This is a genomic window from Absiella sp. AM09-50 (assembly GCF_003433845.1).
Taxonomy (GTDB): Bacteria; Bacillota_I; Bacilli_A; order Erysipelotrichales; family Erysipelotrichaceae; genus Hoskinsella; species Hoskinsella hominis.
In genome coordinates this window covers 1-26225 of sequence record NZ_QVFI01000006.1, presented here as the reverse complement: position 1 = coordinate 26225, position 26225 = coordinate 1, and the positions used below count along the sequence as shown (strand labels likewise).

At 35.5% G+C, this 26225-nt stretch carries 22 protein-coding genes, 1 tRNA gene and 2 riboswitches; of the genes, 4 read left to right on the top strand and 19 right to left on the bottom strand.

The window, feature by feature from the left end:
• Nucleotides 1–4: 4 nt before the first annotated feature.
• The 8 genes from DW114_RS07185 to DW114_RS07150 form a co-directional block, all read right to left on the bottom strand.
• The gene (locus DW114_RS07185) at nt 5–1069 is read right to left on the bottom strand and encodes a D-alanine--D-alanine ligase family protein (protein ID WP_117453099.1); all 1065 of its coding nucleotides are present in this window, start codon (nt 1067–1069) and stop codon (nt 5–7) included.
• 12 nt (nt 1070–1081) lie between these two features.
• Nucleotides 1082–2458: a UDP-N-acetylmuramoyl-tripeptide--D-alanyl-D-alanine ligase gene (locus DW114_RS07180; RefSeq protein WP_117453098.1), complete on the bottom strand. Its 1377-nt coding sequence runs from the start codon at nt 2456–2458 to the stop codon at nt 1082–1084.
• 112 nt (nt 2459–2570) lie between these two features.
• Nucleotides 2571–4004 (bottom strand): beta-Ala-His dipeptidase, encoded by a 1434-nt coding sequence (gene pepD / locus DW114_RS07175; protein ID WP_117453097.1) that lies wholly within the window; start codon nt 4002–4004, stop codon nt 2571–2573.
• A 152-nt stretch (nt 4005–4156) separates the two neighbouring features.
• Complete coding sequence (locus DW114_RS07170; protein WP_117453096.1) at nt 4157–5329, bottom strand: phosphoribosylaminoimidazolecarboxamide formyltransferase; 1173 nt, start codon at nt 5327–5329, stop codon at nt 4157–4159.
• Nucleotides 5330–5371: 42 nt separating this feature from the next.
• Nucleotides 5372–5449: riboswitch (ZMP/ZTP riboswitch) on the bottom strand.
• Nucleotides 5450–5760: 311 nt separating this feature from the next.
• Nucleotides 5761–7656 (bottom strand): extracellular solute-binding protein, encoded by a 1896-nt coding sequence (locus tag DW114_RS07165; RefSeq protein ID WP_117453095.1) that lies wholly within the window; start codon nt 7654–7656, stop codon nt 5761–5763.
• Complete coding sequence (locus tag DW114_RS07160) at nt 7656–8507, bottom strand: ABC transporter permease (protein ID WP_117453094.1); 852 nt, start codon at nt 8505–8507, stop codon at nt 7656–7658. Before DW114_RS07160 ends, DW114_RS07165 begins: the two co-directional genes overlap by 1 nt.
• Nucleotide 8508: 1 nt before the next feature.
• Complete coding sequence (locus DW114_RS07155) at nt 8509–10086, bottom strand: ABC transporter ATP-binding protein (RefSeq protein WP_117453093.1); 1578 nt, start codon at nt 10084–10086, stop codon at nt 8509–8511.
• Between the two features lie 16 nt (nt 10087–10102).
• Nucleotides 10103–10636: a helix-turn-helix domain-containing protein gene (locus DW114_RS07150; RefSeq protein ID WP_117453092.1), complete on the bottom strand. Its 534-nt coding sequence runs from the start codon at nt 10634–10636 to the stop codon at nt 10103–10105.
• Between the two features lie 375 nt (nt 10637–11011).
• Here DW114_RS07150 and DW114_RS07145 point away from each other — a divergent pair, with 375 nt between their 5' ends.
• Nucleotides 11012–11347: a helix-turn-helix transcriptional regulator gene (locus DW114_RS07145; protein ID WP_117453091.1), complete on the top strand. Its 336-nt coding sequence runs from the start codon at nt 11012–11014 to the stop codon at nt 11345–11347.
• A 1144-nt stretch (nt 11348–12491) separates the two neighbouring features.
• On the opposite strand, the gene DW114_RS07135 is transcribed toward DW114_RS07145, so the two are convergent.
• The 6 genes from DW114_RS07135 to DW114_RS07110 all read right to left on the bottom strand — a co-directional run bounded on the left by DW114_RS07135 (nt 12492) and on the right by DW114_RS07110 (nt 18463).
• Nucleotides 12492–12567: transfer RNA gene (locus DW114_RS07135), tRNA-Val, on the bottom strand.
• A 95-nt stretch (nt 12568–12662) separates the two neighbouring features.
• Nucleotides 12663–13739, bottom strand: a complete 1077-nt coding sequence (locus DW114_RS07130) for an ArsR/SmtB family transcription factor (RefSeq protein ID WP_158552213.1) — start codon at nt 13737–13739, stop codon at nt 12663–12665.
• Nucleotides 13740–13755: 16 nt separating this feature from the next.
• Nucleotides 13756–15000 carry an MFS transporter gene (locus tag DW114_RS07125; RefSeq protein ID WP_117453088.1) on the bottom strand — a complete coding sequence of 415 codons (1245 nt, stop codon included), beginning with the start codon at nt 14998–15000 and terminating at the stop codon, nt 13756–13758.
• Between the two features lie 121 nt (nt 15001–15121).
• Nucleotides 15122–15871 carry an esterase family protein gene (locus tag DW114_RS07120; RefSeq protein WP_117453087.1) on the bottom strand — a complete coding sequence of 250 codons (750 nt, stop codon included), beginning with the start codon at nt 15869–15871 and terminating at the stop codon, nt 15122–15124.
• Nucleotides 15872–15896: 25 nt separating this feature from the next.
• Nucleotides 15897–17057 (bottom strand): ATP-grasp domain-containing protein, encoded by a 1161-nt coding sequence (locus DW114_RS07115; protein ID WP_117453086.1) that lies wholly within the window; start codon nt 17055–17057, stop codon nt 15897–15899.
• Nucleotides 17058–17161: 104 nt separating this feature from the next.
• Nucleotides 17162–18463, bottom strand: coding sequence for a polysaccharide deacetylase family protein (locus DW114_RS07110; protein ID WP_117453085.1), 1302 nt, complete (start codon nt 18461–18463; stop codon nt 17162–17164).
• A 127-nt stretch (nt 18464–18590) separates the two neighbouring features.
• On the opposite strand from DW114_RS07110, the gene typA reads away from it, so the two are divergent.
• Nucleotides 18591–20429: a translational GTPase TypA gene (gene typA, locus DW114_RS07105; RefSeq protein ID WP_117453084.1), complete on the top strand. Its 1839-nt coding sequence runs from the start codon at nt 18591–18593 to the stop codon at nt 20427–20429.
• Between the two features lie 107 nt (nt 20430–20536).
• Here typA and DW114_RS07100 read toward each other — a convergent pair whose 3' ends face one another.
• Complete coding sequence (locus DW114_RS07100; RefSeq protein ID WP_117453083.1) at nt 20537–20929, bottom strand: hypothetical protein; 393 nt, start codon at nt 20927–20929, stop codon at nt 20537–20539.
• Between the two features lie 106 nt (nt 20930–21035).
• Between DW114_RS07100 and DW114_RS07095 the strand changes: the two genes are divergently transcribed.
• Together DW114_RS07095 and DW114_RS07090 are read left to right on the top strand one after the other, a co-directional pair.
• Nucleotides 21036–21497, top strand: a complete 462-nt coding sequence (locus DW114_RS07095; RefSeq protein WP_117453082.1) for a hypothetical protein — start codon at nt 21036–21038, stop codon at nt 21495–21497.
• Between the two features lie 37 nt (nt 21498–21534).
• A riboswitch (FMN riboswitch) is annotated at nt 21535–21651 on the top strand.
• A gap of 91 nt (nt 21652–21742) precedes the next feature.
• Nucleotides 21743–22363, top strand: coding sequence for an ECF transporter S component (locus tag DW114_RS07090; protein ID WP_117453081.1), 621 nt, complete (start codon nt 21743–21745; stop codon nt 22361–22363).
• A 7-nt stretch (nt 22364–22370) separates the two neighbouring features.
• Here DW114_RS07090 and DW114_RS07085 read toward each other — a convergent pair whose 3' ends face one another.
• The 4 genes from DW114_RS07085 to DW114_RS07070 form a co-directional block, all read right to left on the bottom strand.
• Nucleotides 22371–23105, bottom strand: a complete 735-nt coding sequence (locus DW114_RS07085) for an ABC transporter permease (protein WP_117453080.1) — start codon at nt 23103–23105, stop codon at nt 22371–22373.
• The gene (locus tag DW114_RS07080; protein WP_117453079.1) at nt 23102–23647 is read right to left on the bottom strand and encodes an SOS response-associated peptidase family protein; all 546 of its coding nucleotides are present in this window, start codon (nt 23645–23647) and stop codon (nt 23102–23104) included. The genes DW114_RS07085 and DW114_RS07080 overlap by 4 nt, the downstream gene beginning before the upstream one ends.
• Before the next feature lie 26 nt (nt 23648–23673).
• Nucleotides 23674–25182, bottom strand: coding sequence for a tetratricopeptide repeat protein (locus DW114_RS07075; RefSeq protein ID WP_117453078.1), 1509 nt, complete (start codon nt 25180–25182; stop codon nt 23674–23676).
• Between the two features lie 76 nt (nt 25183–25258).
• A complete protein-coding gene (locus tag DW114_RS07070) occupies nt 25259–26101 on the bottom strand; it encodes a putative manganese transporter (RefSeq protein ID WP_117453077.1) in 843 nt (280 codons plus the stop codon).
• Nucleotides 26102–26225 lie beyond the last annotated feature (124 nt).

Genomic DNA, 26225 nt, shown 5'->3' with positions numbered 1-26225 from the left:
CTCACTATTTTTCCATTGCCAAATCAACTAGTTTATCCAATAGATCAGGGAATGCAATGCCTGCTTCCTTCATCATACTTGGATAACGTGATGTAGCGGTAAATCCAGGAATGGTGTTTACCTCATTCAATACTATTGTATGTGCGCTTGTCACAAACATGTCTACACGTGTCATACCTTTACAATTCAATGCACGATATGCTTTCTTGGCAATTTCTCTTGCTTGTTCAAATAAATCCTGATCAATGCGTGCTGGACAGAAGATTTCACTATCTACCATCTGATATTTGCCTTCATAATCAAAGAAAGGAGCACTTGTCTGAATTTCATCTACACTTCCTGCAAAGATTTCTTTATTTCCCATGACGGCACAACCAATTTCAAAACCATCAATGGTGGTTTCCAAGATGACTTTGCCTTTGCCATCATGATAGAAAGCATCTTTCATCGCTTCTTCAAAACCTTCAAAGCTGTCCATCTTATGAATGCCAAAGCTGCTTCCGGCATTGGCTGGTTTAATAAAAATCGGTAATCCCAAGGTTTCTTTTGCGTCTTCAAATACTTTGTGATAATCTAAGTTTTCTTCTTCATAAATACACATATATGGTGCACAAGGAACGTTGGCATGTTCTAAAATGATATGTGTCATTTCTTTATCCATACATACCGCAGAGCTCATATGTCCACATCCTACATAAGGAATACCACTTAATTCAAATAAGCCCTGTATGGTGCCATCTTCTCCATTTTTTCCATGTAATACAGGGAAAATACAATCCACTTTCACAAGTTCATAACTTCCATTGTTTAACACAAAGAACCCTTTATCATCAGAAGAACAAGACAATACACAACGTTTACAATGCTCCTTGTTTAACCATGTATCATGTTCAATAGACTCAATATCTCCATCATAGGCATACCATGTGCCATCTTTACTGATACCTACAAACATTAAATCATAACGTTCTTTATTGATTTGATGAATCAAGCTTCCTGCAGAATGTAAAGATACAGGATATTCACTTGATTTACCACCAAAAATAATTGCTAATTTCATCTTACTCATATTTTCTACCTCTTATTTATGTTTTGTTAATTCCTCTACAACTTCATCCAGTTTCATTCCACGTGATCCTTTCACAAGAATCATACAGTTTTTATCCAGATATGGTAATAGATAAGCCAAAAGCTCCTCTTTTGTTTCAAACTGCTGTACGTGTGCCTGTGTATGATCTCTGGCTCCCTGTGCAATATATCTTGCCATTTCACCAATTGTCAATACTTCATTCACCTGATATGCCACCAGATCTTTCCCTAATGTATAATGGATCATATCACTGGTATCACCCAGCTCCAGCATATCGCCCAATACGGCAATCTTATAATCATAATCAAATTCTTCCATCGTATCCATTGCTGCTAAAGCACTGTTTGGATTAGATTTATAAGAATCATTTAAAATGAGTGCCTGTTTGATTCTAACAAGTTCATTTCGTAAACCGGTCTTTTCTATACTATGTAATCCACGCTGGATTTCCTCATCGGACAAGTCCAATGCTTTTGCAGCCAGTATTGCGGCAGCTGCATTACATGCGTTATGTTTGCCAATCATGTCTAAGTGATAAACATGCTCTGTATTTAATGAGAAGCTTACACCTGTTTCATCCTGACGGATGTGATCCACAAATCCATCACATGGCTGTTCTTTACCAAATGTCTTAATACGAATCGTTCCTGGAATCATTTTTGCCTTAACTGCATCATCTAACAGCTTATGATCACCATTATATATAAATAATCCATGATCATTTAGGCCTTCCACAATCTCCACTTTGGCTTTTGCGATATTTTCCATCGATCCCAGATTTTCCAAATGTGCACATCCAACGTTGGTGATGATTGCAATATCCGGTTTTACCATATTGGTTAAAAAGGAAAGTTCACCAAGATTTTCCATACCCATTTCCACAACAGCAGCTTCAACGTTTTCACTTAGTGACAATAATGTCAAAGGAACACCAATTTCATTATTGAAATTGCCCATTGTTTTCTGTGTTACATAATGTTGAGATAAAATACCCGCCAAAATATCCTTTGTGCTTGTCTTGCCATTACTACCTGTAATACCAATCACTTTCATATCCAGTTGGTGACGATAGCTTTCTGCCAGTTTCTGTAAGGCAGCTGTGGTATCTTCCACTAAAATGACGACTACATCCTGTGGAGGATTGGGTTCATTTCTTTCCCAAAGCACTGCTTTGGCCCCATTGTCAATGGCCTGACGTACATAATCATGCCCATTGTTATTTACGCCGTGGATTGGTATATATAAGTTACCTTCCACAACTTTTCTTGAGTCGATACAGACACCATATACTTTTTCTTCAATGTCTGCGTTTTCTATATAATCCGCATCTAACATACGGATAATTGCATCAATAGATCGTATCATCATGCTTCATCATACGCCCTTTCATTTTCTAACTCGTATATTATAGCATAACACCCCGTATTTCGGGGTGTTGATTTCAAAATTCCTAAGAATCTTTTGAAAATTGTAAGAAATTCTATAATCTTTGGATAAATGCTGTTAAGAATGCATAGGTATCATCAAAGCTGGATAATTGTAAAGCTTCCTTTGGTGTATGAATATCCTTCATCACAGGACCTAATGTCACAATGTCCATCTCTGGCTTTAATGACTTAAATACGCCACATTCCAAACCACCATGCGTTGCCATGATGCCTAAATCTTTTCCAGTCAGCTCTTTACATATTTCTTTCATGGTTTCCCGCATTTGACTATTCGCATCATAACTCCATGCTGGATATCTTGCGACATGTCTTGTGGTAAAGCCAAACAATTCTGCCAATGTATCAATCTGTGCCGCAAACTCATCAATATAAGATTCCAAAGCACCTCTTAACGAGCAATTGATATGAAGCATCTTATCATCCATATACACAACACCAACATTACTGCTGGCGGTACTTAAACCTTCTATGCTCATGCTGTGATGACGTAAACCATCTGGCAATAACATCATCAGCTTCAGAATTGCTTCACTTTCTTCAACGGATACATAAGAATCAATCTGTGTCTTCTCTAAGATCACCTGCACACCTGCATCAGAGAATTCAAGTTCTTTTTTGATATCAGCTGCCATCGCTTTTACATATGCTTCTATCTTTTCTGAATTACCATCACTGATCCATAATGCACTTGCCTCTCTTGGAATGGCATTATCCATCAATCCACCTTTTAACTGTGCAAGTTGTAATCCAAAGTGTTGCATAATTCCATACAGTATACGTACCAGCAGCTTATTGGCATTGCCACGTTCTTTATCAATTTCCGCACCTGAATGTCCACCTGCAAGACCCTTGATTGATAAACGATACCCATCCATTTTCTCCTGGATACGGATAATTTCCTTATCTAATAATACATTCATGCCACCTGCACTTGTTGTACATGTCGCATAACCGCTTTCATCATCTAAATTGATCATTCTTGTGGCATCAAACTGATCTTTTTTCAAATGCAGTGCCCCACATAATCCAACTTCCTCCTGTACGGTAAATATACATTCTAGACGTGGATGTTTTAAAGTATCATCACTTAATATGGCCAACATATAGGCAACCCCACAGCCATCATCTGCGCCAAGGGTTGTATGATTCGCCATCAACCAGCCATCAACAATACGTAAGGATAGTGGATCTTTTTCAAAATCATGTACACTGTCTTTATTTTTCTCACAAACCATATCCATATGTGCCTGCAACACCAATGGTTCATGATCTTCATAACCACTGCTTGCTTCCTTATATATAATGACATTAAACATATCATCCTGTATATAACGTAATCCCTGTGCCTTCGCAAAAGCAACCAGATAATTGCTAATAGCTTCTTCATGGTAAGAACCATGAGGAATCTGTGTCATTTCTTCAAAATATTTTTGATGTAATTTTGTATGATCTAAAATTGTTTTCATATTGAAATACCTCCAGCTAACCTTTATTTTACCACATTTATTTTCAAGTATCGTTTCAAATTCATTTTTTCATCAGAAAGCATAAAGATATCTAAAAAAATGCAGAATATGATCAGCGATTTCTGATACATTCTGCATTTGATTTTCATCTATTAATGATGGAATAAACGTGCATGTGTAAATGCCATGACAATATCATATTTATCACATGTTTCAATAACATTGTCATCACGGATACTTCCACCTGCCTGTGCGATATAGGTAACTCCACTCTTATGTGCACGTTCAATATTATCCCCAAATGGGAAGAAGGCATCGCTGCCTAAGGCAACGTCCTTCATGGTTGATAACCATGCTTTCTTTTCTTCTCTGGTAAATGGTTCAGGTTTGGTTGTAAAGGTATTTTCCCATACACCATCTGCCAAAACATCTTCATAGTCATCAGAAATATATACATCGATCGCATTATCACGATCCGCACGTCTGATACCTTCTTTAAATGGCAGGTTTAATACCTTTTCATTCTGGCGAAGATACCAGTTGTCTGCTTTATTGCCCGCAAGTCTTGTACAGTGTACACGGGATTGCTGTCCAGCACCAATTCCTATTGCCTGACCATCTTTGACATAACATACAGAATTGGACTGGGTATATTTCAATGTGATCAGCGCAACGATCAAATCACGTTTTGCTTCTTCACTTAATGCTTTATTTACGGTAGGAATATCTTCAAACAGTTCTTCTGTAATCTTCAGATTATTTCTTCCTTGTTCAAAAGTGATACCGAATACATCTTTAGTTTCTATTTCTTCAGGAACATATGCTTCATCCATCTGGATTACAACATAGTTGCCTTTTTTCTTTTTCTTTAAGATTTCCAATGCTTCAGGAGTATAGCCTGGCGCAATGACACCATCACTTACTTCTTTCGCAATATATCTAGCACATGTTTCATCGCAGATATCACTTAATGCCGCAAAATCACCATAACTAGACATACGATCACTTCCTCTTGCACGTACATAAGCACTTGCAATTGGCGATAATTCCAATCCATCTGTGAAATAGATCTGTTTCATAACATCATCTAATGGTACATATACTGCAGCTCCTGCAGGTGATACATGTTTAAAACTTGCCGCACTTGGAAGCCCTGTTGCTTCTTTTAATTCTCTGACTAACTGCCAGCTGTTGAAAGCATCTAATAAGTTGATATATCCTGGTTTTCCATTTAAAACCGTTATAGGAAGTTCTCCATTTTTCATATAGATGCGCGCAGGTTTCTGATTTGGATTACAGCCGTATTTTAATTCCATTTCTTTCATAAAAATCTCCTTTCACCACAAAAAAAGCCGACACTTCTGAACATCTTCTGCCCAGACGGTCGGCTTGTATCATTATACTTCATGTGGTCAATTCCACTTCCGTCAGTCGTATAACTGCTTATACTTTATCATTTTTTAAATTCATCGTCAATCTTATTTAAAAGATTTTTTTACCAAAAGCAGGCAGAAGTCCCCCACTTCAACGACAATAAGTAATGGGCGTACATCATTTCTTATATTATGGAGATGCCTGCTTTTTTAGTTTGTGATACCTTTCTATATATTATTACAAAAGCTGACACAGAAAAGGAATGCCAGATGACATTCCTGTTTCTTTTATAAAACACTTAATAAAACCATAAATACAACTACGCAGATGATGACCACACGATAGATGATCCGTTTGGTTTGTTTCTTCACATTTTCACCTTCTAATTTGCGATTTTCACCTTTGTCCATAAATTAGACATGATTTTCTTTGCTTTTTCATTAAATTCAAAGATTTCATCTTTTGGATATCCTACACGTGGCAGATAAGCTTCATTTCCTTCAAAATCGCCGCCTTCTCCACTTAACGTATCCAACACTTCTCCATTACTGCTTGCATATCCTACAAATACAGAATTTTTCATACTGTTTTCATATTCCAAAATGAAGTTGATATATTCATTTGCCAGCTTTGGATTTTTCGCATTCTTTGGAATTACCATTGCATCACTCCACAGATTGGTTCCCTCACTTGGCATGTAATAAGCCATTTCTTCATTTTCAGATAAAATATAAGCTGCATCTCCACTATATACAAGAGCCATATCTTTATTTCCATTGATCATTGCGTCAATCACTTCATCTGTGACGATTTCCGGATTCATGGTATCCACAACTTTTACCAGCCATTCATATGCCTGTTGTAGTTGTGCTTCATCATCCGTATTCATTGAATAGCCTAAAGCTTTCAATGCCATCATAAATGAATCACGTTCAGAATCATACATATAGATATGTCCTTTATATTTCTGGTCAAGGAAGATGTTCCATCCTTCTTTTTCTAAATCTTTTTTATCAATATTGTTTTTATTGTATACAATACCTACTGTACCCCAGAAATATGGAACACTGTATGTGTTGTCTGGATCATAAGATAATCCTTTGACACCATCTGCCAAAACTGCGATATTTGGAATCATACGCTTATCTAATGGCTGTAGATAATCTTCTCCAATCAAACGCTGGATCATGTAATCACTTGGCACTAAAACATCATAGGATTCTCCACCCTGTAGTTTTGTATACATCAATTCATTGGAATCAAATGTATCATAAATGACTTTGACACCAAATTGTTTTTCAAAGGCATCATTTACTTCAGGATCAATATATTCTCCCCAGTTATATACCTTTAAAGTATCACTGCCATATTTTGCGATTGCATCTTGTGGAGAATTTGTACTCATTCCACCCTTTAATCCATACAGGATACCAGAGAATACCAAAGCGATACATACACCAATTACTCCAAAAACACGATTACTGATTGGTTTATTTTTCTTCTTCGCTTTTTCACGCACAACCGGCAAGACATTCACAATCAATAAAGTGATAGTAATCATCAAAACGATGATGGTAGATAATGAGTTGATACTTGGATTGATACGTTTAGACATTGTCCATACCAGTGTCGATATGTTTTTTACACCATTTCCTGTAACGAAATAGGAAATCGTAAAATCATCAAAACTCATGGTAAACGCAATCAATGCGCCTGATACAATTCCTGGCATAATCTGAGGAACGATAACCTTCCACATGGCCTGACTTGGCTTTGCGCCTAAATCCATGGCTGCTTCTGCCAGGTTAGGATCAAGACTTCTTAATTTTGGCATAACACTTAATATGACATATGGCGTACAGAACGCAATATGTGCTAGTAACATTGTTAAAAAGCCTTTCTCCATTTTCATGGATACATAAAACAACATCAAACCTACTGCAGTCACAATTTCAGGATTCATGATTGGCAGATCATTGATCTGTTGTACGACTTCCTTCACAATACGCTTTGACTTTGATAAACCAATTGCGGTAATCGTACCAACGATTGTAGATACAAAGGTTGCGATAATTGCAGTTACTAGAGTATAGTAGATAGCTTCCATCATATTACGATCATGGAACATTTTTGTGTACCATTGTAAAGAGAAACCATCAAAACTTGTTAGAGATCGGCTTCCATTAAAAGAGAATACCAACATATATAAGATTGGAAAATAGAAGAAAACCAATACCAGCGCTAATATCAGACGGCGGGAAAATTTACGGTCTTTCATTATATATTCCCTCCTTTTTTGGCACGCACGGTGTCATCTCCTTTATCCAGACGACGTGTCACATACATACTGATCATAATGATGATCGCCATAATTAAAGAGATTGCACTACCAAAGTTCCATTCACCAACGGTGATAAATTGATTTTCAATTACATTACCAATCATCATATATCCCCCGCCTCCCATCAATTTTGGGATAACGAAGCTGGATACACTTGGCAAGAAAACCAAAGTAATACCAGATATAACACCAGGTAATGATAAAGGTAATGTAATACGACGGAATCGTTCTACACGATTTGCGCCTAAATCATTGGCAGCTTCCAACAAAGAATGATCCATCTTTGCTAATGAGCTTTCGATTTGAAGAATCATAAATGGTACAAAATTGTACACCATACCAAGAATTACCGCAAAATCTGTATATAACAGTTTCGCTGGTTCCAATCCAAAGAATTGTAGAATATGGTTTACAAGACCATTATCCGCAAGGATTCCAATCCATGCATAGGTACGTACCAGCATATTGATCCACATTGGCAGGGTAATCAATAAAATCAACAGATTGCGTTTTCGATCAGATGCCTTTGAAATCGCATAAGCTACCGGATATCCTATCAGGATACATAAAATCGTTGTGATAAATGCAATCCTTAAGGATAACCATAAGGTTTTCAAAAAGTCAGGGTCTGTAAAGAACTTCTTGAAATTATCAAATGTAAATTGTAAAGTCGCTACATCATTGCCCTGTGTCGTAAATGCATATACAACAATCAGAAACATAGGGATGACGATCATTGCGATCATCCATACAATATATGGAATTGTTAAACGTTTAAACGTTTTCATCCTAGTATCCCATCTTACTCATAACATGGATATCTTCTGGGAAGAAGCTTAGACCCACTTCTGCTCCTTCTTCTGCGATATCTGTTGTGTGTACTTTGAATTCACGTCCCTGTGTAGAGAACGTTACTTCATAAGTACCTTCTGTGATATTACTTGGATCAAAATCATAATCTACGTTGCTGATTTCCACATCACTTTCATCACTCAGCTTCCAGCTTTGCGCATTTGCCCATGTTTTTAAATCTGTATCAATTGCGGCACTTTCTTTTAATTCATCTACTGTTTTAAAGAAGTTGAACGCAGATATTGCTTCATTTGCTTTTGGATTTTCTACATATTTCTGTTGAACAACGAATACTTTGATTGATACACTTGTTCCAGAACTTGTAGAAAAGGTTACAGGATATGTTCCTATTGTTTCAGGAATATCATATTCTATTTTATTTATAGAAATATATTCATCATTTTCAGGATCCCAAGCCTGTGCATCCGCACGTGCAATGATCTCTGCATCATTTAATTCTTTCACATCCTCAATATCCACATAGAAGTCATTGGCAGAAATTTTTTCTTTAGCATCACTGGACACAACATCATGTTCCTTTGTGACATTCATCATTACCGTTACATTGGTTCCAGGTACTGTTTCTACCATAATTTCATAGTGAACACCTTTAAACAAAACAGATTTTACCACACCTGTCATTTTGCCATCCTCTTCTTTAACAATATCTAAATCTTCCGGACGAATGACAACGTCGACTTTTTCATTTTTCTTAAAACCAAAATCTACACAATCAAAGGTAATATCGTCAAACATAACTTTATAATCATCCAGCATGACTCCGGGTATGATATTACTTTCACCAATGAAGTTTGCTACATAACGATTCTCTGGTTCGTTATAAATATCTGTAGGAGTACCTACCTGTTGAATCTCGCCATCCTTCATTACCACGATTTTATCAGACATTGTTAAAGCTTCTTCCTGATCATGGGTTACATAGATAAATGTGATTCCTACTTCCTGTTGGATCTTCTTTAATTCATATTGCATTTCTTTACGCAGCTTTAAATCCAAAGCACCCAATGGTTCATCTAATAATAAGACTTTAGGCTCATTTACAAGTGCTCGTGCAATCGCAATACGCTGCTGTTGTCCACCGGATAGTAATGTTACATTTTTCTTTTCATATCCTTCCAGACCAATCAGCTTCAGCATTTTTAAGACTTTCTGTTCAATAACGTCCTTACTCATCTTTTTGATTTTCAAGCCAAAAGCGATATTATCATACACGTTCATATGTGGGAATAATGCATATTTTTGGAATACCGTATTCAATTCACGTTTATATGGAGGAAGATCATCAATCACTTCTCCATCAAATACGACTTTCCCTTCACTTTGTTGTAAAAAACCACCCAAGATACGTAACAGCGTAGTTTTTCCACAACCGCTAGGCCCCAGCAATGTGACAAATTCGTTTTCGTAAATGTCCAGGTTAATTCCTTTTAAAACCAGCTGTCCATCAAAATCTTTCACAATATTGCGAAATTCAATAAGTTTCTTTTTCTCCATTACGACTTCCTCCTCATCAAAAGCGTGGTGGTGTTGTGATCCACAAGACTTTTGCGTCATTTTTAGCGGTATTCTTTAAATAATTTTTCGCTTTTCCATTAATGTAAAAGGTTTCCCCTTTTTTCACAGGATATTCCTTATCTCCATAAACAAGTGTGATTCTTCCTTCCAGTACATAACCGAATTCTTCTCCATCATGTGGTTCAATCACCATAGATGTTTCATTGGTATGTAATTCTAAAAGGATAGGCTCCATTTCATTTTTCTGAGCATTTGGAACAATCCAGTGGATACAATATTCCTCATGTTCATCAATAAAGTAATCGTCTTTATGAAAGACAACTTTGGTTTCCTTACTGTCTTTGAAAAAGGTCGCAAGGTCTGTACCTAATGCTTCTAATATATCTTCTAATGTAGACACAGAAGGTGATGTCAGGTTACGTTCCACCTGCGATAGAAAGCCTTTGGTTAATTCACTGCGTGATGCAAGCTCTTCCAATGTCAGCTCATTTTGAATCCTTAACTGTTTGATTCTCTGTCCGATATCCATGACATTCCTCCTTTAGTTTAGTCCCACTAAACTTTTCGTATTATATTTGAAACAAGATTATTATACATATTTTTTCGCCATATGCAATAATTTCTAAACAAAAAGTTTAATATTTTAAACTTTTCACTATATAATCGAACACGAAATAACCAATATCTGTCCTCTTGGATATTTTGTGTTATGATACCTGGGTATTTTTTTATTTCGTATGACGCAAAAAAGATGCAATTCTTTTTACAATTATGCTCTCCTATGCCATCATACTTTATGATACTATGATTTTATCTTTATTTTTATAATACCATTTGTAATGGTATTTTTCGTTGAAACAAATATTGTCCTTTATACTATATATTACAGAAAGAGGTGCATTCCATGCTTAAAATCGGAGGAATCATTAAAGCGGGATTAGAAAATAAAAACATGACACAGAAACAACTAGGGAGTTTATTGAACGTAAATCAGCGTACGATATCCAGCTATTGTAACGATATCTCATATCCAGATCTTGATACATTGACAAGACTTTGTACGATATTAGAGATTGATATCTGTGAAGTTTTACATCTTCATCAGACAAACAATATGCAATTTGTAGTTCAGGACGATAAAGAAATGCGTATTCTAAATGCTTTTCGACAATTGCCTGAACATAAAAGAAAAGATTTTTGTGATAGTATGATCCTATTGGCTAGTATTGTCAAACAATAATCACACAATTTCACAAATTTGCCCTATCTTTTTTCCGCATCTTTAGGTTATCCTATTACTAGACAAAGGTTTCTTTGTCTGGTAGAAAATAATCCCCCTAATTATTTTCTATACATTCTATCCCCTTAATAATTATTATTGAGAAAAAAGGCGTTCCCCTAAACGCCTTTTTTCTGTGCTAAAGCCTTTATTCAAAGACTTTTCTTCATCTTTTTATAAATTGTTTTGTTTTAGAATGTTGCAAGTTTGTTGCAAATCATCAAATAAATAGAAATAAAGATTTTTACTTTTTATATCACTTTGAAGTTTGTTTCCGTATAATCCTTACAAAATGTCTTATACACATCATAAATCTCCACCATATTATAATCACATATTTTCCCTTATTTATCACATTATCATTTTACATTCTATTGATAACATATAGGGGAGCAAGGGAAAGTAAACCTTGCTTGTATGTACTCATCATTCTCCCTAATGATAATTCATACAATTTTCTATCCCCTTAAATAAACATAATTATTTAGGAAAACCCGGAGCTCCCCCTTAACTCCGGGTTTTTCCTATTTCATTCATATTTTGACATCGTTATTTGTGACCTAATTGTTATCTAATGTACCGTTTATACAAATTTATAAAAACCTTAATAATTTATAATTTATTTAAATTGATGAAGAAAAATTATTCTAACATATTTAAATAAATACTTTTTCAATTTGTCTTTGCATATGATGATAATCTTGTTCACTGATCTGCTGATGCAAATACTTGTGATCTAACAGTGATGTTTCATAATCAACACATCGTTGATTTAATAAAATATACGTGCGTACACAATCTTGTTTCTTACAATATTGGGCAAAAGCTTGTCTGTGACTCTTCCAAATCTTACAAAAATACATAATGTCCTGAGAAAATAACTGTTGATGAAAAAAAACTGCGTGTTTCTTTCATGTACTGATAGAAGTCCTGATATTCTTGATCTTTCATCTTAACTCACCTCATGTATAGGATACAACACATTCTTACACTATTCATGTAAGAATGTGTTTTTTTATAACGTTGGTAAGTTAATTTATTTCAGCGGTTAATTTTCTTATATACAAAAAAACTGTCCGTTAACCGAACAGCTCGTTTACTATACTGGTGGAGGTTAACGGACTTGAACCGCTGACCCTCTGCTTGTAAGGCAGACGCTCTCCCAACTGAGCTAAACCTCCGTTTGTTTGCCTAAATATAATACCATATTATTCTGAAAATGCAAGATAAAATATATAAAAAAGTAAAAAATAACTATGATAAGGTTATACCATAGTTATTCATTTAACAATGTTTTTTCTACCTGTTGCAAAAAGCCTTTTAGATATTCGCGGTTTAAATGATAATATAAACGCTGGTTATCTTTTTCAAAGGTTACTAACTGGGCATTCATTAATGCCTGCATATGATAAGAAATGGTTGGTGTCGATAAATTGAGTTCATTTGCTATTTGTGCTCCATACGCCTTTTTATGAGATATAAATGTTAGAATATCAAATTTGCTGGGATCACTTAACAGCTTCAAAGTAGAACACATCTGTTCCTTTGTTATGTTATCTTCTTCATGTAACATCTTTCTGATGAGGACAATTCCCCAAAAAACGAATAGTATGTCTTTATCCTCTTTATGTATTTTTTCATTAAACATGAATGTAATTTCATTCACATCGGATAAAACAGGAATCACAACTACCTCTTGTACCTCATGAAAATGAACATTTAAACTATCACAGATATAAGTAAAACAGTCCTTGGTTTTATTTGTATAGGTGATATCTTCCAGATAAACATTTAATAATCTCTCATATACTTTGATGTGTTTCTCATATAACTGCATAATGCTTGAAATCATCATTTCTATTTTATCTAAATAGGTTTCTAATTGAGAATGAATCTTCCATATTTTCCATTTGATATCATCTTCATAAAGGACTTCATCTAAAAGGGCTGGTAAATCTTCTTCATTGATATCTTCTTTATAAATTTCTTTTCCTGAAGTGACAATCTTCCTTAAGAATGCGCAGGGATCTTTTTTATAGAATGATCGAATTGCGTGAAATGTTTTTTTCGTATCACTGCTTGTTTCTTCTTCTGAGCTGGTCTGCACAATAGCACGTACCAAAGAACTGTTTCCTTGTTTGTTTAAATTACGAAATAAATATGCTTCTTGTGGAAACTGTGCTTCCATCATCTTTCCAGCTTCTTCAATTAAAGAATACCATTCTTTTAAATCATCATTTTGCTCAGTAGATAAAGAATCTACATGTTTCAGTTCTAAATCCTGGTTTACATAATGCTCTAGAAGACCGATACATTCCAATATCGGTCTTAGTCTTTTTTCATAACGAATCATCGTCATTCCTCCATTTTTATAAATCGTTGAGTGACTTCATGAACATCATACCAGCAAATAACACAATTGTAAATATTCCACATACAAGAAGAATATCTAAAACACTGGCAAAGCTGCATACTCCACTTAAAATGAAGGATAAAATTGGCATTCCTGCTGTAGCAATTGCGGACAAGATAGAACTGGCTCTTGATACATAAGCTGTATCTACCCTGCTCATAAATGCAATATTTACTAAAGATATGATAATTCCTGCAAATAATCCAAATAAGAAACTGGATATGCCAATACAGATTCCAATAATTTCTATCGATGGTGCACCTGGAATAAGGGTCAAAGCTGCATAATAGACGCCCGTCATCATTCCACCGAATGCTAATAGAACATGATTAGAAAAGCGGCGGTGTGCATAAGGGTACAGGAAAGAGCCGACACCAATACCAATCGTCATCATGATGGATAACAAAGAAAGCATATAAGCAGGTGCATGAAGGATTCCACTGATATATGGTGCTTCAAATGAATTTAATGGAACCAATGTCATATTCATGATACAAGCCAGTATGGCAAGTGTGAATAGAATTTTTGTGCCCCTCAGATAGCGATAGCCATCTTTTAAATCATGTAAATAAGAAGCACACTGTAATCGGATCGTTGCTTTTTTTTCGGCTTTTTCTTCCTGTAGAGGAATGGTAGCAATAAGAAATGCAGATATAAAGAATGTTAGCATATCGATGGCAACTGCTCCTGCAATCCCTCCAACACTTAATATCACACCAGCAATGCCTGTCCCAATCAACTCAAATATTCTAGCACTGGACTGATTTAATGATAAACCAAAATCATAGTCCTCCTTAGGCAGAATGCGTGGGATAAATCCCGTTTCTGCAGGATTTCTAAAAGATTCTAATGTATTATTCATAAATGTGATGACCAGAAGAATCCATGGATACAATAATTGGTTGATATATAAGAGAATGATCAAACCCGTAAGCACGCCTCTACCCAGATCACATAAGACCATAACACGTTTTTTAGGCTGTTGTTCAACAATAGCTCCAGCGATTGGCTGAATAAGAATGTTAGGCAAAATATTTACCCCTAATACGATAGCAGACCATGCAGCTGAATCTGTAAGTGCATAAACAAGCCAGCTAAAGGCGATCATATCAATGGAATCTCCTAAACGATTGATAAGATTAGCAATTAAATTCTGCATAAAGCAGCGATGATGCATAATGGTACGGTATCCTTGTTTCATATATATCTATCTCCTTTGTTCGACATATATATAATATTATGATAATAGATATTTGTCAACTGTCAATATTAGATATTCATAAAACATATAAGCAAAAAAAAGATCTGAATAAATCAGACCTTTAAACAACGAATTGTAAGAAGTAATCAATTTGTTTCTTCCACCAGTACCAGTCATGTGATACGTCGTATCCCCAATAGTCAATCCATACATCCAGATGTTTCTCTTCAAAAATCTGCTGCATCTGATGCAAGCTGTATTCCATTTCCTGCTCCCATGCACCTCGACCGCAGCATAAAATGACTTCTGATTTTTTATATAATTCCATATATGGGTGATCCATTGGCATATTTGGCAGATAATCACTTGGTGAATTCAAATATGTTAATTCATCATGATAGTCATGGAAGAAATAATCTGCATGATAAATACCAGACATGGCGATTACTTTATCAAATAAATCTGGTCTTCTTAAGAAGAAATTCAATGCATGAAATGCTCCTAAAGAACATCCACAGGTCATAATGCCTTTGATTTCTGTTTGTCCTGGATCATTGATTTCGTGAATTCTTGGGACTAATTCATCTACAATATAGTGATAATAACGCTCGTGTTGTTCAATGCGCTGTCTTGGATTGCCATCTTCTTTACTCCATGTTTCCGCATCAATGGAATCACAACAGAAGAACTGTACACGTCCTGCATCAATATATTCCTGGGCTGCTTCGATCATTCCAAAGTTTTCAAAATCGTAAAAGCGTCCATCCTGTGCCGGAAATACAAGACATGGCTTGCCTGTTTCTCCATACACTTTAAATTCCATATCGCGGTTTAATTCATGAGAAAATTCCTTATAATATTCGATCTTCATACTGTTTCCTCCTTCTGGACATAGTCTATAAATGCATGTACTTCGTCCATCGTTTCAAAACAAGCGATAAATGTTTCATCTCCCATGGCATCCTGCCATATTTCTGGCAAATATTCATGCATCCGTATATGTGAACCATAGGTTTGCAGAATATCTTTTGTGCTATGACAATAGTGCCGATGATATTTTTGTGATGCATATACCCATAATATGGTGCTTTCTTTAAGGAACGTGCACCATAGCCACAAACCATATCTGCCCATATTTGATAGGCATCAATTTCGTTGGCATAGTCAATCATATCTGCGGTATACCCACCAGGTACACGCATATTGACTTCTAATCCTATTAAATCATCTTTCTTTCCCATTCCCTCTTTGTCGTGTGCGAGTCGGAAAAATTCTAAGTGGAACCATCTGCCTTTTGCTTTAAAGGCTTTTAAAACAGCCTTGCCTGCTTTTTTAAGATCAGATGGAATCTCACGCTCGCTGTAATATGCAAGATGGTTTTTCTGATTGACAATATCCATGATTCCTACAGGGAAAACATGTGATGTTTCTAATATGATGGTTCCCAAGCTGTCTACAATGCCATCATATGTAACAATTGTTCCCTCTATGAATTCCTCCATAACATAATTCTCATGAGGTTGTTTCATGAATTTTTCTACATCTTCATCACAATTCAGACGATAAGTCTGAAAAGCTCCAACACCATCTTTTGGCTTTGCGATACAAGGATATCCGCATTTCTGTACAAAGTCTTTGACCTGTGGATAAGACTGTACTTCAATTTGTCTGGCACTTTTGATATGTGCCTTTAAATACCCTTTTTTCATCAACGCCTTGTTTCTAACCATTTCCACTTCATCTTCCTGATAACCCGTGGTAATATGAAAATCCGTACGCAGTTTTGCGTCATATCGCATCCAGTATTCATTATTGGATTCCAGCCAGTCGATTTTACCATATTTGTATGAAAAAAACGCAACAGCTTTAAACAGCTGCTCATAATCATTCATATCATTGACATAATAGTATTCCTGCAAAGAGTGTTTACATTCATATGACAATGCTTCATATGGCTGATCCCCTATACCCAGCACATTGACACCATTGATTCTAAGGCTTTCACAAAACTTCCAGTAATTTTCAGGAAAGTTTGGGGATATAAAGATAAAGTTCATAACTATCCCAGCTTTCTGTTTTTTTTATTATAGCATACTTTTTTCAATATGTGTATATTTTTTGAATTTTTAAACGCTTACATAAACGATAAAAAAAGGAACTGCTACATTCCTTTCGCTTCATATAATTGTGATACAGTCACCAGTTGATAGCCCATTTCCTGTAATTTGGGTATGACGATAGCCGCAGCCTGTGCACTGGAGGCATATAGATCATGCATCAAAATGATATCCCCATCTTTTACATCTTTTAAGATACGCTCCACAACAATTTTTGCATCTCTATCCTTCCAATCTCTGGTATCCAGACTCCATGTCACAACCTTGGCATCCTCTGCGCATTTCACAACTGTATCATTTTTACTGCCATAAGGAGGTCGTAATACATGAGGATAAATATGCGTAATGGTATAAATACACTCCTTTGTTTCTTTGATTTCTTCTTCAATACCGGCTTTTGACAAGGTCGTTAATTGTTTATGTGAATAGGTATGATTACCAATTTCATTGCCTTCCAGCACCATTCGTTGTAAAAGCTTGGGAGCATTTTCTGCATTAGAGCCAAGCACAAAGAAGGTTGCACTGGCATTATATTCCTTTAATGCATCAAGGATTCTTTCCGTATATTTTGGACTTGGACCATCATCAAATGTAAGTGCCACCATCGGTTTATCTGGATCAATTGGTTTTACATTTTCATTTAATACCTGATCATATGGTACATAAGCAGAAGTCGTTTCAGGACTTAAATCGATATAATCTTTAAAATCTGTATACATGATTTCCATACTGGCTGCATTATCAAATAAATATCCCGGTGAAAAATAAAACACAACACGATCTTTCTTTAATACGAAGGATGCGAAGTTTTCAACTGCGGCAGAACTATGCAGTTCAAAGTTTTTCTGGTTACATTCCTGTGGAAACCGCTCTTTAAAATATGTTTGTGCCTGATTAGATAAAGCGTGTAGATAATCTCCCTGAAAAATATCTTCTAAGCCTATAAAACGTTTTTCTTTACTATCATAAACAAGCGTTTTGATTTCTTCATGATTTTCATAAATACTCTCATATATATCCAGTCGAATAGAAAGATAGCGCTCATCTTTTACATAAGATTCATAACTGACATTATATTCCGCTTTACGCTTTTCTTTATACGCCTGTGTCTTTTCATCAAATGCTTTATGTCCATCTTCCACAATTGCTTTAATTTTATCGTCTAAATCATCAATTCCTGTTTTTGGATATAATATACTATACACACTATGGTCCTTAAAGCCCATTTCCTGAATGCTTTCTCCAACCTCCTGATTAGGATTGTTTTTCTTTTTAAATGAAACATGCGAACAACCGCATAAAAGCATCAGACACAAGAAAGGGCATACAATCTTTTTAAGTTTCATCTTCATCACCTTTTTCTTTCTAGTATATTGAAAAAGAAGTGAAAATAATGCATAAATATGCGAAAAAAGTTGTTATTATTGGAATTTCGTTATATTATTATAGTTGGTCTAAAAGGTGGAATAAAATATGAGCGAAAAAGAAAAAATTATAAATATAGCGGTCATTGCCCACGTAGACGCTGGAAAATCTACATTGGTAGATGCCTTCCTTCGTCAAAGTGATGTATTTCGCAGCAATGAAGAAGTAATCGATTGTGTTATGGACAGTAATGATTTGGAAAGAGAACGTGGTATCACGATTTATTCCAAGAACTGTTCAGTCATTCATGACGGTGTAAAAATCAATATCGTGGATACGCCGGGCCATGCGGATTTCTCCAGTGAAGTAGAACGTATCATTAAGACCGTTGATACTGTTATCCTGCTGGTTGACTCTTCAGAAGGTCCAATGCCTCAGACACGTTTTGTTTTAAGCAAAGCATTAGAAATGGGACTTCGTCCTATTCTGTTGATCAATAAGATCGATAAAAAAGATGCCCGTCCTCAGGAAGTTGTAGATGAAGTTTATGAACTGTTCTTAGACTTAAATGCTACAGATGAACAATTAGATTTCCCTATCCTGTATGGTATTGCTAAACAGGGTATTGCACAATACGATTTGGATACACCAAGTGATTCCATTGAACCATTGTTTAAGACAATCTTGAAACACTGCGATGTTTATCCTGATATGGATGATGAACCATTACAGATGCAGGTATCTGCTTTGGCATATGATGAATATATCGGACGTTTGGGTATCGGTAGAATTTATCAGGGTGTTTTAAAAGCACAGGAACAGATTGTCGTTTGTGATTCTTTTGGCAACTCTCGTACAAAAAGTACCAGCCAGATTTTCGTATATCGTGGATTGAGCCGTGTTTCTGTACAGGAAGCACATGCTGGTGATATCGTTGTAGTTGCAGGTATCGCAGATATCTCTATTGGTGAAACATTATGTGAAAAAGATCATGAAATGCCTCTTCCAAGTATTAAAATTGAAGAACCTACATTAAGTATGAACTTCATCGTTAATAAATCTCCATTCGCAGGCAAGAGTGGTAAATTCGTTACCAGCCGTAACCTGAAAGAACGTTTGGAAAAAGAACTGGAAGTAAACGTTGGTTTAAAAGTAGAACCTACTGAAAGTGGAGATTGCTTCAAAGTAAGCGGACGTGGAGAACTTCATATTTCTGTATTGCTAGAACAGATGCGCCGTGAAGGTTATGAAGTTGCTGTATCAAAACCAGAAGTTATCTTACATAAAGATGAAAATGGCAAGACAGTAGAACCAGTGGAAGAAGTTGTAGCAATCGCTCCTGAAGAATATTCAGGTACTATCATCAATAAATTGAACTTAAGAAAAGGTACCATGATTGATATGGTAGAAGAAAACGGATATGTACGTATCACTTATGAAGCACCTACAAGAGGACTTCTTGGTTATCGTAGTGAATTCATCAATGATACACGTGGTGAAGGAACTCTGGTACGTCGTATCAAAGGTTATACGCCTTACAAAGGAGAAATCCAGCAGCGTGCAAACGGTGCCATGATTTCAACTGAAACAGGTAGTGCCATGACTTATGCATTATGGAATTTACAGGAAAGAGGAACATTGTTTATCTCTCCACAGACAGAAGTATATGAAGGTATGATTATTGGTGAATCTGCTCGTACTGTTGATATGGATGTTAACCCATTAAAAAACAAGAAGCTGACTGCCATTCGTTCATCAGGAAATGATGAGGCAATGCGTTTAACTCCACCAAGAGTCATGTCATTAGAAGAAGCTTTGGAATGGATCAACGATGATGAACTTGTTGAAATCGTGCCAGATTGCATTCGTTTACGTAAAAAAGGCTTAACACCTCAAGATCGTAGACAATTCTATAGAGAAAGAGTTTCAGCTGAAGAAATAGAATAACTTGCATAAGACTGTCCAAATTTGGCAGTCTTTTCTATTATATGTAAAGCTTTCATAGTACCTATGCCTTCACTTTTATACATTAAAAAAGCCTGAAATTTCAGGCTTTAAGATTTTGCATCAAATTTTGTACGACATTTTGGACAAGTTACTGTAATCTCACCTTTGCCCTTTGGAACACGCATTTCTTGTTTACAATTTGGACATTTCAGATATTTGTGTGTCTTACGATCTTTCCAACGCTTCTTCAGGCTTTTCCAGCGAGAAGTTATTGGATATACCATACGAAGATATTTTGTGTTTTCTGCAGAACGTTTATAAACGTTGCGGCTAAACATGCGAAAATAACTTAATACCAGTAACAAAACGGATATCCAGGAAACAAATGGTATGCGAAATAACGTTGCCAGTACCATAATCACAATTGCCAAAATCAGCAAAAAGAAATTCAACTGATCAACACCATAGCGCCCACGCATAAAATTCTGTAACCATTTCATGAATAAAAACTCCCTTCACTTGTGGGATATTATACCACTTTTCACATATATTTTCTAGTAAGCTTTTGATTTCATATTTTTTCACACAATTTGAAAGAAACTTCACATGAACAAAATGATATGGTATGATGAACACAAGGATGGTGATGACATGAATATCTTAATCGTATGCAATAATGGCTGTTCATCAAGTGTTTTAGTCAAACGATTAAATAATGAGCTTATGGCATCAGGTCTATCGAAAAAGCATTATATAGATCATGCCCAATTCATGTTTATGTATCAACAAAAGCAACCATATGATATTATCATGCTTTGCCCACAGACTTATCATGAATGGCTGATGATGAAAAAAGATGATATAAAAGATATACCGATCTATATGATTCCACCAAAGCTCTTCGTGTCTTTTGATATAGAAAAAATGCTGGAAGATGGTGAAGATGCTATTCATCAATTTAAATCTGATCATAAAAATCCAGTCTTTTTTCCAGGAGAAGAAGCTTATATGAAAAATCGTAGATCGGTATCCTATCGAAAATTTAAAGAAAACAAAAAGAACATATGAATTGACAAATTTCTGATTTGTGCTAGTATATACATGACAAAAACTTCAGGGTCGGGTGAAATTCCCAATCGGCGGTAAACCCCGCAAGCCAATATGGCAGGAACCGTGTGAAATTCCGGTGGCGACAGTATAGTCTGGATGGAAGAAGTATGTGTTTTCTTTTTATGTAATCCCTAAAGGTTTTGTTGAAAACCTTTTTTATTTTGTAAAAGATAAAAAAGGCTGGCAAAAAAGGAGGAATTATTATGTCAGCAGGTGTTTCAACAAAAAACAGAAGCAGGATGAGTGTCAACACCATCGCAAAAGTCAGTATCTTAGGAGCTTTGGCCTTTCTGGTCATGCTGTTTGAGATTCCACTTCCATTTGCACCAGCATTTTATAAACTGGGCTTTGACGAAGTAATCGTTTTAATCGGAGGATTTGCTCTAGGACCATGGGCTGCCGTTTGTATTGAAGCGCTTAAAATCGCATTAAATTTATTGTTTAATGGTACCATTACCGCAGGGACAGGAGAATTAAGTAATTTTCTGATTGGTTTAGCTTTCGTATTACCTGCAACCTTTGTTTACCATCAAAACAAGACAAGAAAAAATGCTTGTATCGGATTGATTTATGGCACAATCAGTATGACGATTATGGGAGGATTGATTAATTACTTTATCATTCTACCAGCGTATTCATTTTTCATGAAAATCCCATTAGATGCATTGATTGCGATGGGTACAGCGATTAATCCTAATATCAACGGTTTACTGGCATTTGTACTTTTATCTACAGTCCCATTCAATTTATTAAAGGGTGTGTTGGTATCATTAATTGTCTTTATTTCATATAAAAAGGTATCCCCTGTGATTAAAAAACAATAGGAAGTTCTCAATGAACTTCCTTTTTTCTATATAAAATTAAATGTATGAAGATTTCCATGATCAAGGCTAATAAAATAATCCAGCCAGTCCATGCAAATACGCCTGTCATATCAAAGCTTACTTTACAATAATTCATTTGCCTTCCAATCCCATTTTGTGCCTGAGCGACGATTTCTGCCATGACACCTACTTTAAAGCCAAAGGATATTCCAGTCAGTAAAGAGGCCTTAATGGAGCTGTGAAGCAAAGGAATATAGATTTTACGAATCAAATATGATTTTTTTTCGGGATATATCTTCATCACATTAAGCAAATCCCGATTGATATTACCTAATCCCTCATAAAGATTGGCATACATCATGGGAAATAAGATTAAAAACGTAATGATGGCGGAGCTTTTCTCAGCACCAAACCACAATAAGATAATGATAACATAGGAAATGTTAGGAATACTCCTTGTTAATAGTAATATTGGATAGAATAAATCATGAAATACTCTATGACGATAAGCAAGTGTTGCGCATAACATCGCCATGGTAAATGCAATGATCAATCCTATAAAAACACGTAATAATGTTGTCGCAACCGCAACATAAAAGGACTGTGTTGACAATAATGAGAGCATATATTGTAAAACATCCAAAGGATAAGGCATCAAAAAATCATTATCTGTTCGTGAAGCAAAGATCTGCCATAATAGTATAAGGATAAAGACAGTGGTAAAAGAACGATATTTTTTCATAGATCTGGATCATCAAGTGAAAATGCTAGACCATCATTATCGACTGCAAATTCACAATCTCCTTTCAAATAACGCTCAATATCCTTTTCATGCAGAATGATTGGTGTACGATGATGAACAAACTTCATCTCCTTTTGTGCTTCTCCTGTCACAATGACAAATTCTTTCTTTTCATTATATATTCCTGCCAGATAAAAAAGCGGTTCCTCTTTTTCGTATATAAATACCTTTTTTTTATTCTTCCATTCATAAAAGCCATTACAAGGAATTAAACAACGATGCTGTAACATTGGTAAAAATGTTTTTTTAGTTTCTATGCCTTCATTTCTTGCATTGATTAACAGTTTGTTTTGATAACCTTTCATGCCCCACTTCATAACATCTAAAGTATAATCGTTTTGTCCCTCCACCAAAACTAATGCATTTTGGGAAGGAAAAATTTCATGTTGGGCATAATGAGAGATGCTCATTTGTGTGATCTTTTGTTTTAATTTCGCAAAAGCCAGGGCTTCTTCAATTGAAAAATAATATCTTCCACACATAATCGCATGCCTCCATTTCTATTAGCTTAACCTGGTTGTTTCTGTTTATTCATCTTTTCACGCAATGTTTCTATTTCCTCATGAATCCATGGTTCATCATAATCGCGTTCTAATGCCTCTGTGAAGCAGTTTATCGCTTGACCGTATTCATGGATAGCCGCATATGTTTCTCCCATGACAGAGAATATCCAGCCATCTTGACGGCCTGCATCCTGTGCATGTTTCAAATAGGATAATGCCTGATCATATTGTTCAAGTCTTAAATAGCACCAGCCAATCATAGAGATATGCATTTCACTATCGGGATTTACAGCCAAAGCTTTTTCAAAATAAGCCAATGCCTGATCATAATCCTTTAATTGAGCATAGTCCCAGCCAAGCTCTCCATAATTCCATTCTTCTCCACCATACATATCAATTCTTTTTAAAAGTGTTTCAATAGCTTTTTCCTCTTTATCACAACGACCAAGGTTCCATGCATATAAATCAAGCATTTCTTTACTTTTTTCACCAAGATCAAAGCATTTTTCACAAGCTTTTACTGCATTGGCATAGTCATTCATATCTGAATAACAACGGGCATAATGATATTGCATCCATATATTATTTGGAAATTCTGCACTAGCACGATCCAGATATGATAATTTCTTTTCATAATTTTTTTCTTTATGTGCAATCCAGATCATTTCCTGCCAGATCCATTCACGATCATTTTCTTCATCCCGCTGTAATGCTTTTTCATAATAGCCAAGTGCTTGATCATAGTGTAAACAGCTTTCTTCTTTTTGATTCAAAGCATCATAAACATCCCCTAATAGTGTTCTTACTCCTGTATCATCACGCCCACTGGCAAGGGATTGCTCTAGATGATCCACTGCTTCTCCATCATTACCTAATTCATGATAAGCATTTCCTAATTCAAACTGCTTCCAGCCTTCATATTGGGAAGATGTTTTTTCAAGATATGTAATTGCTTTTTCAAAATCATTCACATGCTTATAAAAATTCACAAGATCAAATATAGAATCATCATTTGGCTTCAATCGATAACATTTTAAGAAATATTCTTCTGCACTCTGATAGTCTTCTTTTGAAAGATAACTATAGGCAGCTTGTGCTAACAGCCACACATTATTTTCATCATCCATCAAAGCATCTTCGAAACATTGAATAGCTTCATCATATTTCTGCATTTCTTTATAGCACCAGCCTTTTTCACCATGCAGCCATGGTTCATCAAAACCCAGCTTTAGTGCCTGATCAATTGCATCCAAAGCATCATCCAACTTACCTAAACGATCATCTGCATAGGCAATCTGTGAATACATCCAACCATCTTCTGGAAATAACTGTAGTCCTTTTTTTAAACAGATAATTGCTTCTTCAAAACGCTCCAACTGATTTAATATCCATCCCATATTGGCGTAATAAAAAGGATCTTCCAACGCATGGATGTGATTTTGTTCTAAAAGGATTCTGGCATCCTCATATCTTTTCTCTTGTACCAATTGTTCAAATTCTTGTTTATAATCCATATATCTTTACCACCTTTATTGGTATTATACTATAAATTGAAAGTAAAAAAAACAAAAACCGAATCGAAGTTCGGTTTTAGAAAAACAACTGTAATAAGATGCCGGTCACAACAGCACTCATAAATAATATTAGCATAATTCGTATGATATCTTTCTTATTATCATACATTTTCAACATTACAAGTAACCCCAGCCCAGCACTTGTGATCAATCCTGCTGTCAACGAGCCAAAGCTAATGACCTGATCCAAATATAATTGAGCCAAAATCACACTGGCGGCACAATTAGGAATAAAACCGGCAATTGCCGCAAATGCAGGCTGAATAATGGAACCATTTGCTAAAAACATCCGTAAAGTATCCTGACCAATTGCATCCATAATATAGGAAAGAATAAAGTTAATCACAAAAACAAATACAAATATTTTCATCGTATGGATAAATGCAATATAGAATATCCCGTGTTCTTCTTCCTCTTTTTCACAATCCGCATGTATATTCTTAATTGGATGATTTTGTTTTAATTGGTGATGTCTTACCATAGTATCAACAAGATATCCTACAATAATTGCCACAATCAGCTTTACCACAATCACGCCAATCAGTGTATTGAATTCTTTTGGTTGAGATACAAGAATGGGGATCGCTTCATCACTTGTTGATATAAATACTGCAAGCAGTGTACCAACAGTAATCGTCCCATTTAAATATAATCCAACAGCAAGTACGGAAAAGCCACATTGTGGGATTACCCCCAGGATTGCTCCCAAAATAGGGCCAAGTTTTCGCGTATTCTCTAATATTCTTGTAAAATGTGCATTTCCTTTATGCTCTAAATATTCCATTAATAAATATGTAATATAAAGAAACGGCAGCATCGGTATTGCATCATGTAATACATCTTCTAAAAGCTCCAGCATCAAATGCCTCCTTTGCGTATGTTAAAAAGATTACCATTTTATTCTGTTTTATGCAATTGACATGCATATAAATTAAAAAAGCCTCACAAATGTGAGGCAAACAGACCTGGCAACGTGCTATCTT

What these genes read in the sequence shown, in the direction of transcription:
- DW114_RS07180 (WP_117453098.1), bottom strand. Translation starts at nt 2,458, where the DNA reads ATGATGATACGATCTATTGATGCAATTATCCGTATGTTAGATGCGGAT.
- DW114_RS07115 (WP_117453086.1), bottom strand. Translation starts at nt 17,057, where the DNA reads ATGAACTTTATCTTTATATCCCCAAACTTTCCTGAAAATTACTGGAAG.
- DW114_RS07130 (WP_158552213.1), bottom strand. Translation starts at nt 13,739, where the DNA reads ATGATTCGTTATGAAAAAAGACTAAGACCGATATTGGAATGTATCGGT.
- DW114_RS07170 (WP_117453096.1), bottom strand. Translation starts at nt 5,329, where the DNA reads ATGAAAGAAATGGAATTAAAATACGGCTGTAATCCAAATCAGAAACCT.
- DW114_RS07100 (WP_117453083.1), bottom strand. Translation starts at nt 20,929, where the DNA reads ATGAAATGGTTACAGAATTTTATGCGTGGGCGCTATGGTGTTGATCAG.
- pepD (WP_117453097.1), bottom strand. Translation starts at nt 4,004, where the DNA reads ATGAAAACAATTTTAGATCATACAAAATTACATCAAAAATATTTTGAA.
- typA (WP_117453084.1), top strand. Translation starts at nt 18,591, where the DNA reads ATGAGCGAAAAAGAAAAAATTATAAATATAGCGGTCATTGCCCACGTA.
- DW114_RS07160 (WP_117453094.1), bottom strand. Translation starts at nt 8,507, where the DNA reads ATGAAAACGTTTAAACGTTTAACAATTCCATATATTGTATGGATGATC.
- DW114_RS07145 (WP_117453091.1), top strand. Translation starts at nt 11,012, where the DNA reads ATGCTTAAAATCGGAGGAATCATTAAAGCGGGATTAGAAAATAAAAAC.
- DW114_RS07165 (WP_117453095.1), bottom strand. Translation starts at nt 7,656, where the DNA reads ATGAAAGACCGTAAATTTTCCCGCCGTCTGATATTAGCGCTGGTATTG.
- DW114_RS07090 (WP_117453081.1), top strand. Translation starts at nt 21,743, where the DNA reads ATGTCAGCAGGTGTTTCAACAAAAAACAGAAGCAGGATGAGTGTCAAC.
- DW114_RS07080 (WP_117453079.1), bottom strand. Translation starts at nt 23,647, where the DNA reads ATGTGTGGAAGATATTATTTTTCAATTGAAGAAGCCCTGGCTTTTGCG.
- DW114_RS07110 (WP_117453085.1), bottom strand. Translation starts at nt 18,463, where the DNA reads ATGAAACTTAAAAAGATTGTATGCCCTTTCTTGTGTCTGATGCTTTTA.
- DW114_RS07070 (WP_117453077.1), bottom strand. Translation starts at nt 26,101, where the DNA reads ATGCTGGAGCTTTTAGAAGATGTATTACATGATGCAATACCGATGCTG.
- DW114_RS07095 (WP_117453082.1), top strand. Translation starts at nt 21,036, where the DNA reads ATGAACAAAATGATATGGTATGATGAACACAAGGATGGTGATGACATG.
- DW114_RS07185 (WP_117453099.1), bottom strand. Translation starts at nt 1,069, where the DNA reads ATGAGTAAGATGAAATTAGCAATTATTTTTGGTGGTAAATCAAGTGAA.
- DW114_RS07075 (WP_117453078.1), bottom strand. Translation starts at nt 25,182, where the DNA reads ATGGATTATAAACAAGAATTTGAACAATTGGTACAAGAGAAAAGATAT.
- DW114_RS07155 (WP_117453093.1), bottom strand. Translation starts at nt 10,086, where the DNA reads ATGGAGAAAAAGAAACTTATTGAATTTCGCAATATTGTGAAAGATTTT.
- DW114_RS07125 (WP_117453088.1), bottom strand. Translation starts at nt 15,000, where the DNA reads ATGAAACAAGGATACCGTACCATTATGCATCATCGCTGCTTTATGCAG.
- DW114_RS07150 (WP_117453092.1), bottom strand. Translation starts at nt 10,636, where the DNA reads ATGGATATCGGACAGAGAATCAAACAGTTAAGGATTCAAAATGAGCTG.
- DW114_RS07085 (WP_117453080.1), bottom strand. Translation starts at nt 23,105, where the DNA reads ATGAAAAAATATCGTTCTTTTACCACTGTCTTTATCCTTATACTATTA.
- DW114_RS07120 (WP_117453087.1), bottom strand. Translation starts at nt 15,871, where the DNA reads ATGAAGATCGAATATTATAAGGAATTTTCTCATGAATTAAACCGCGAT.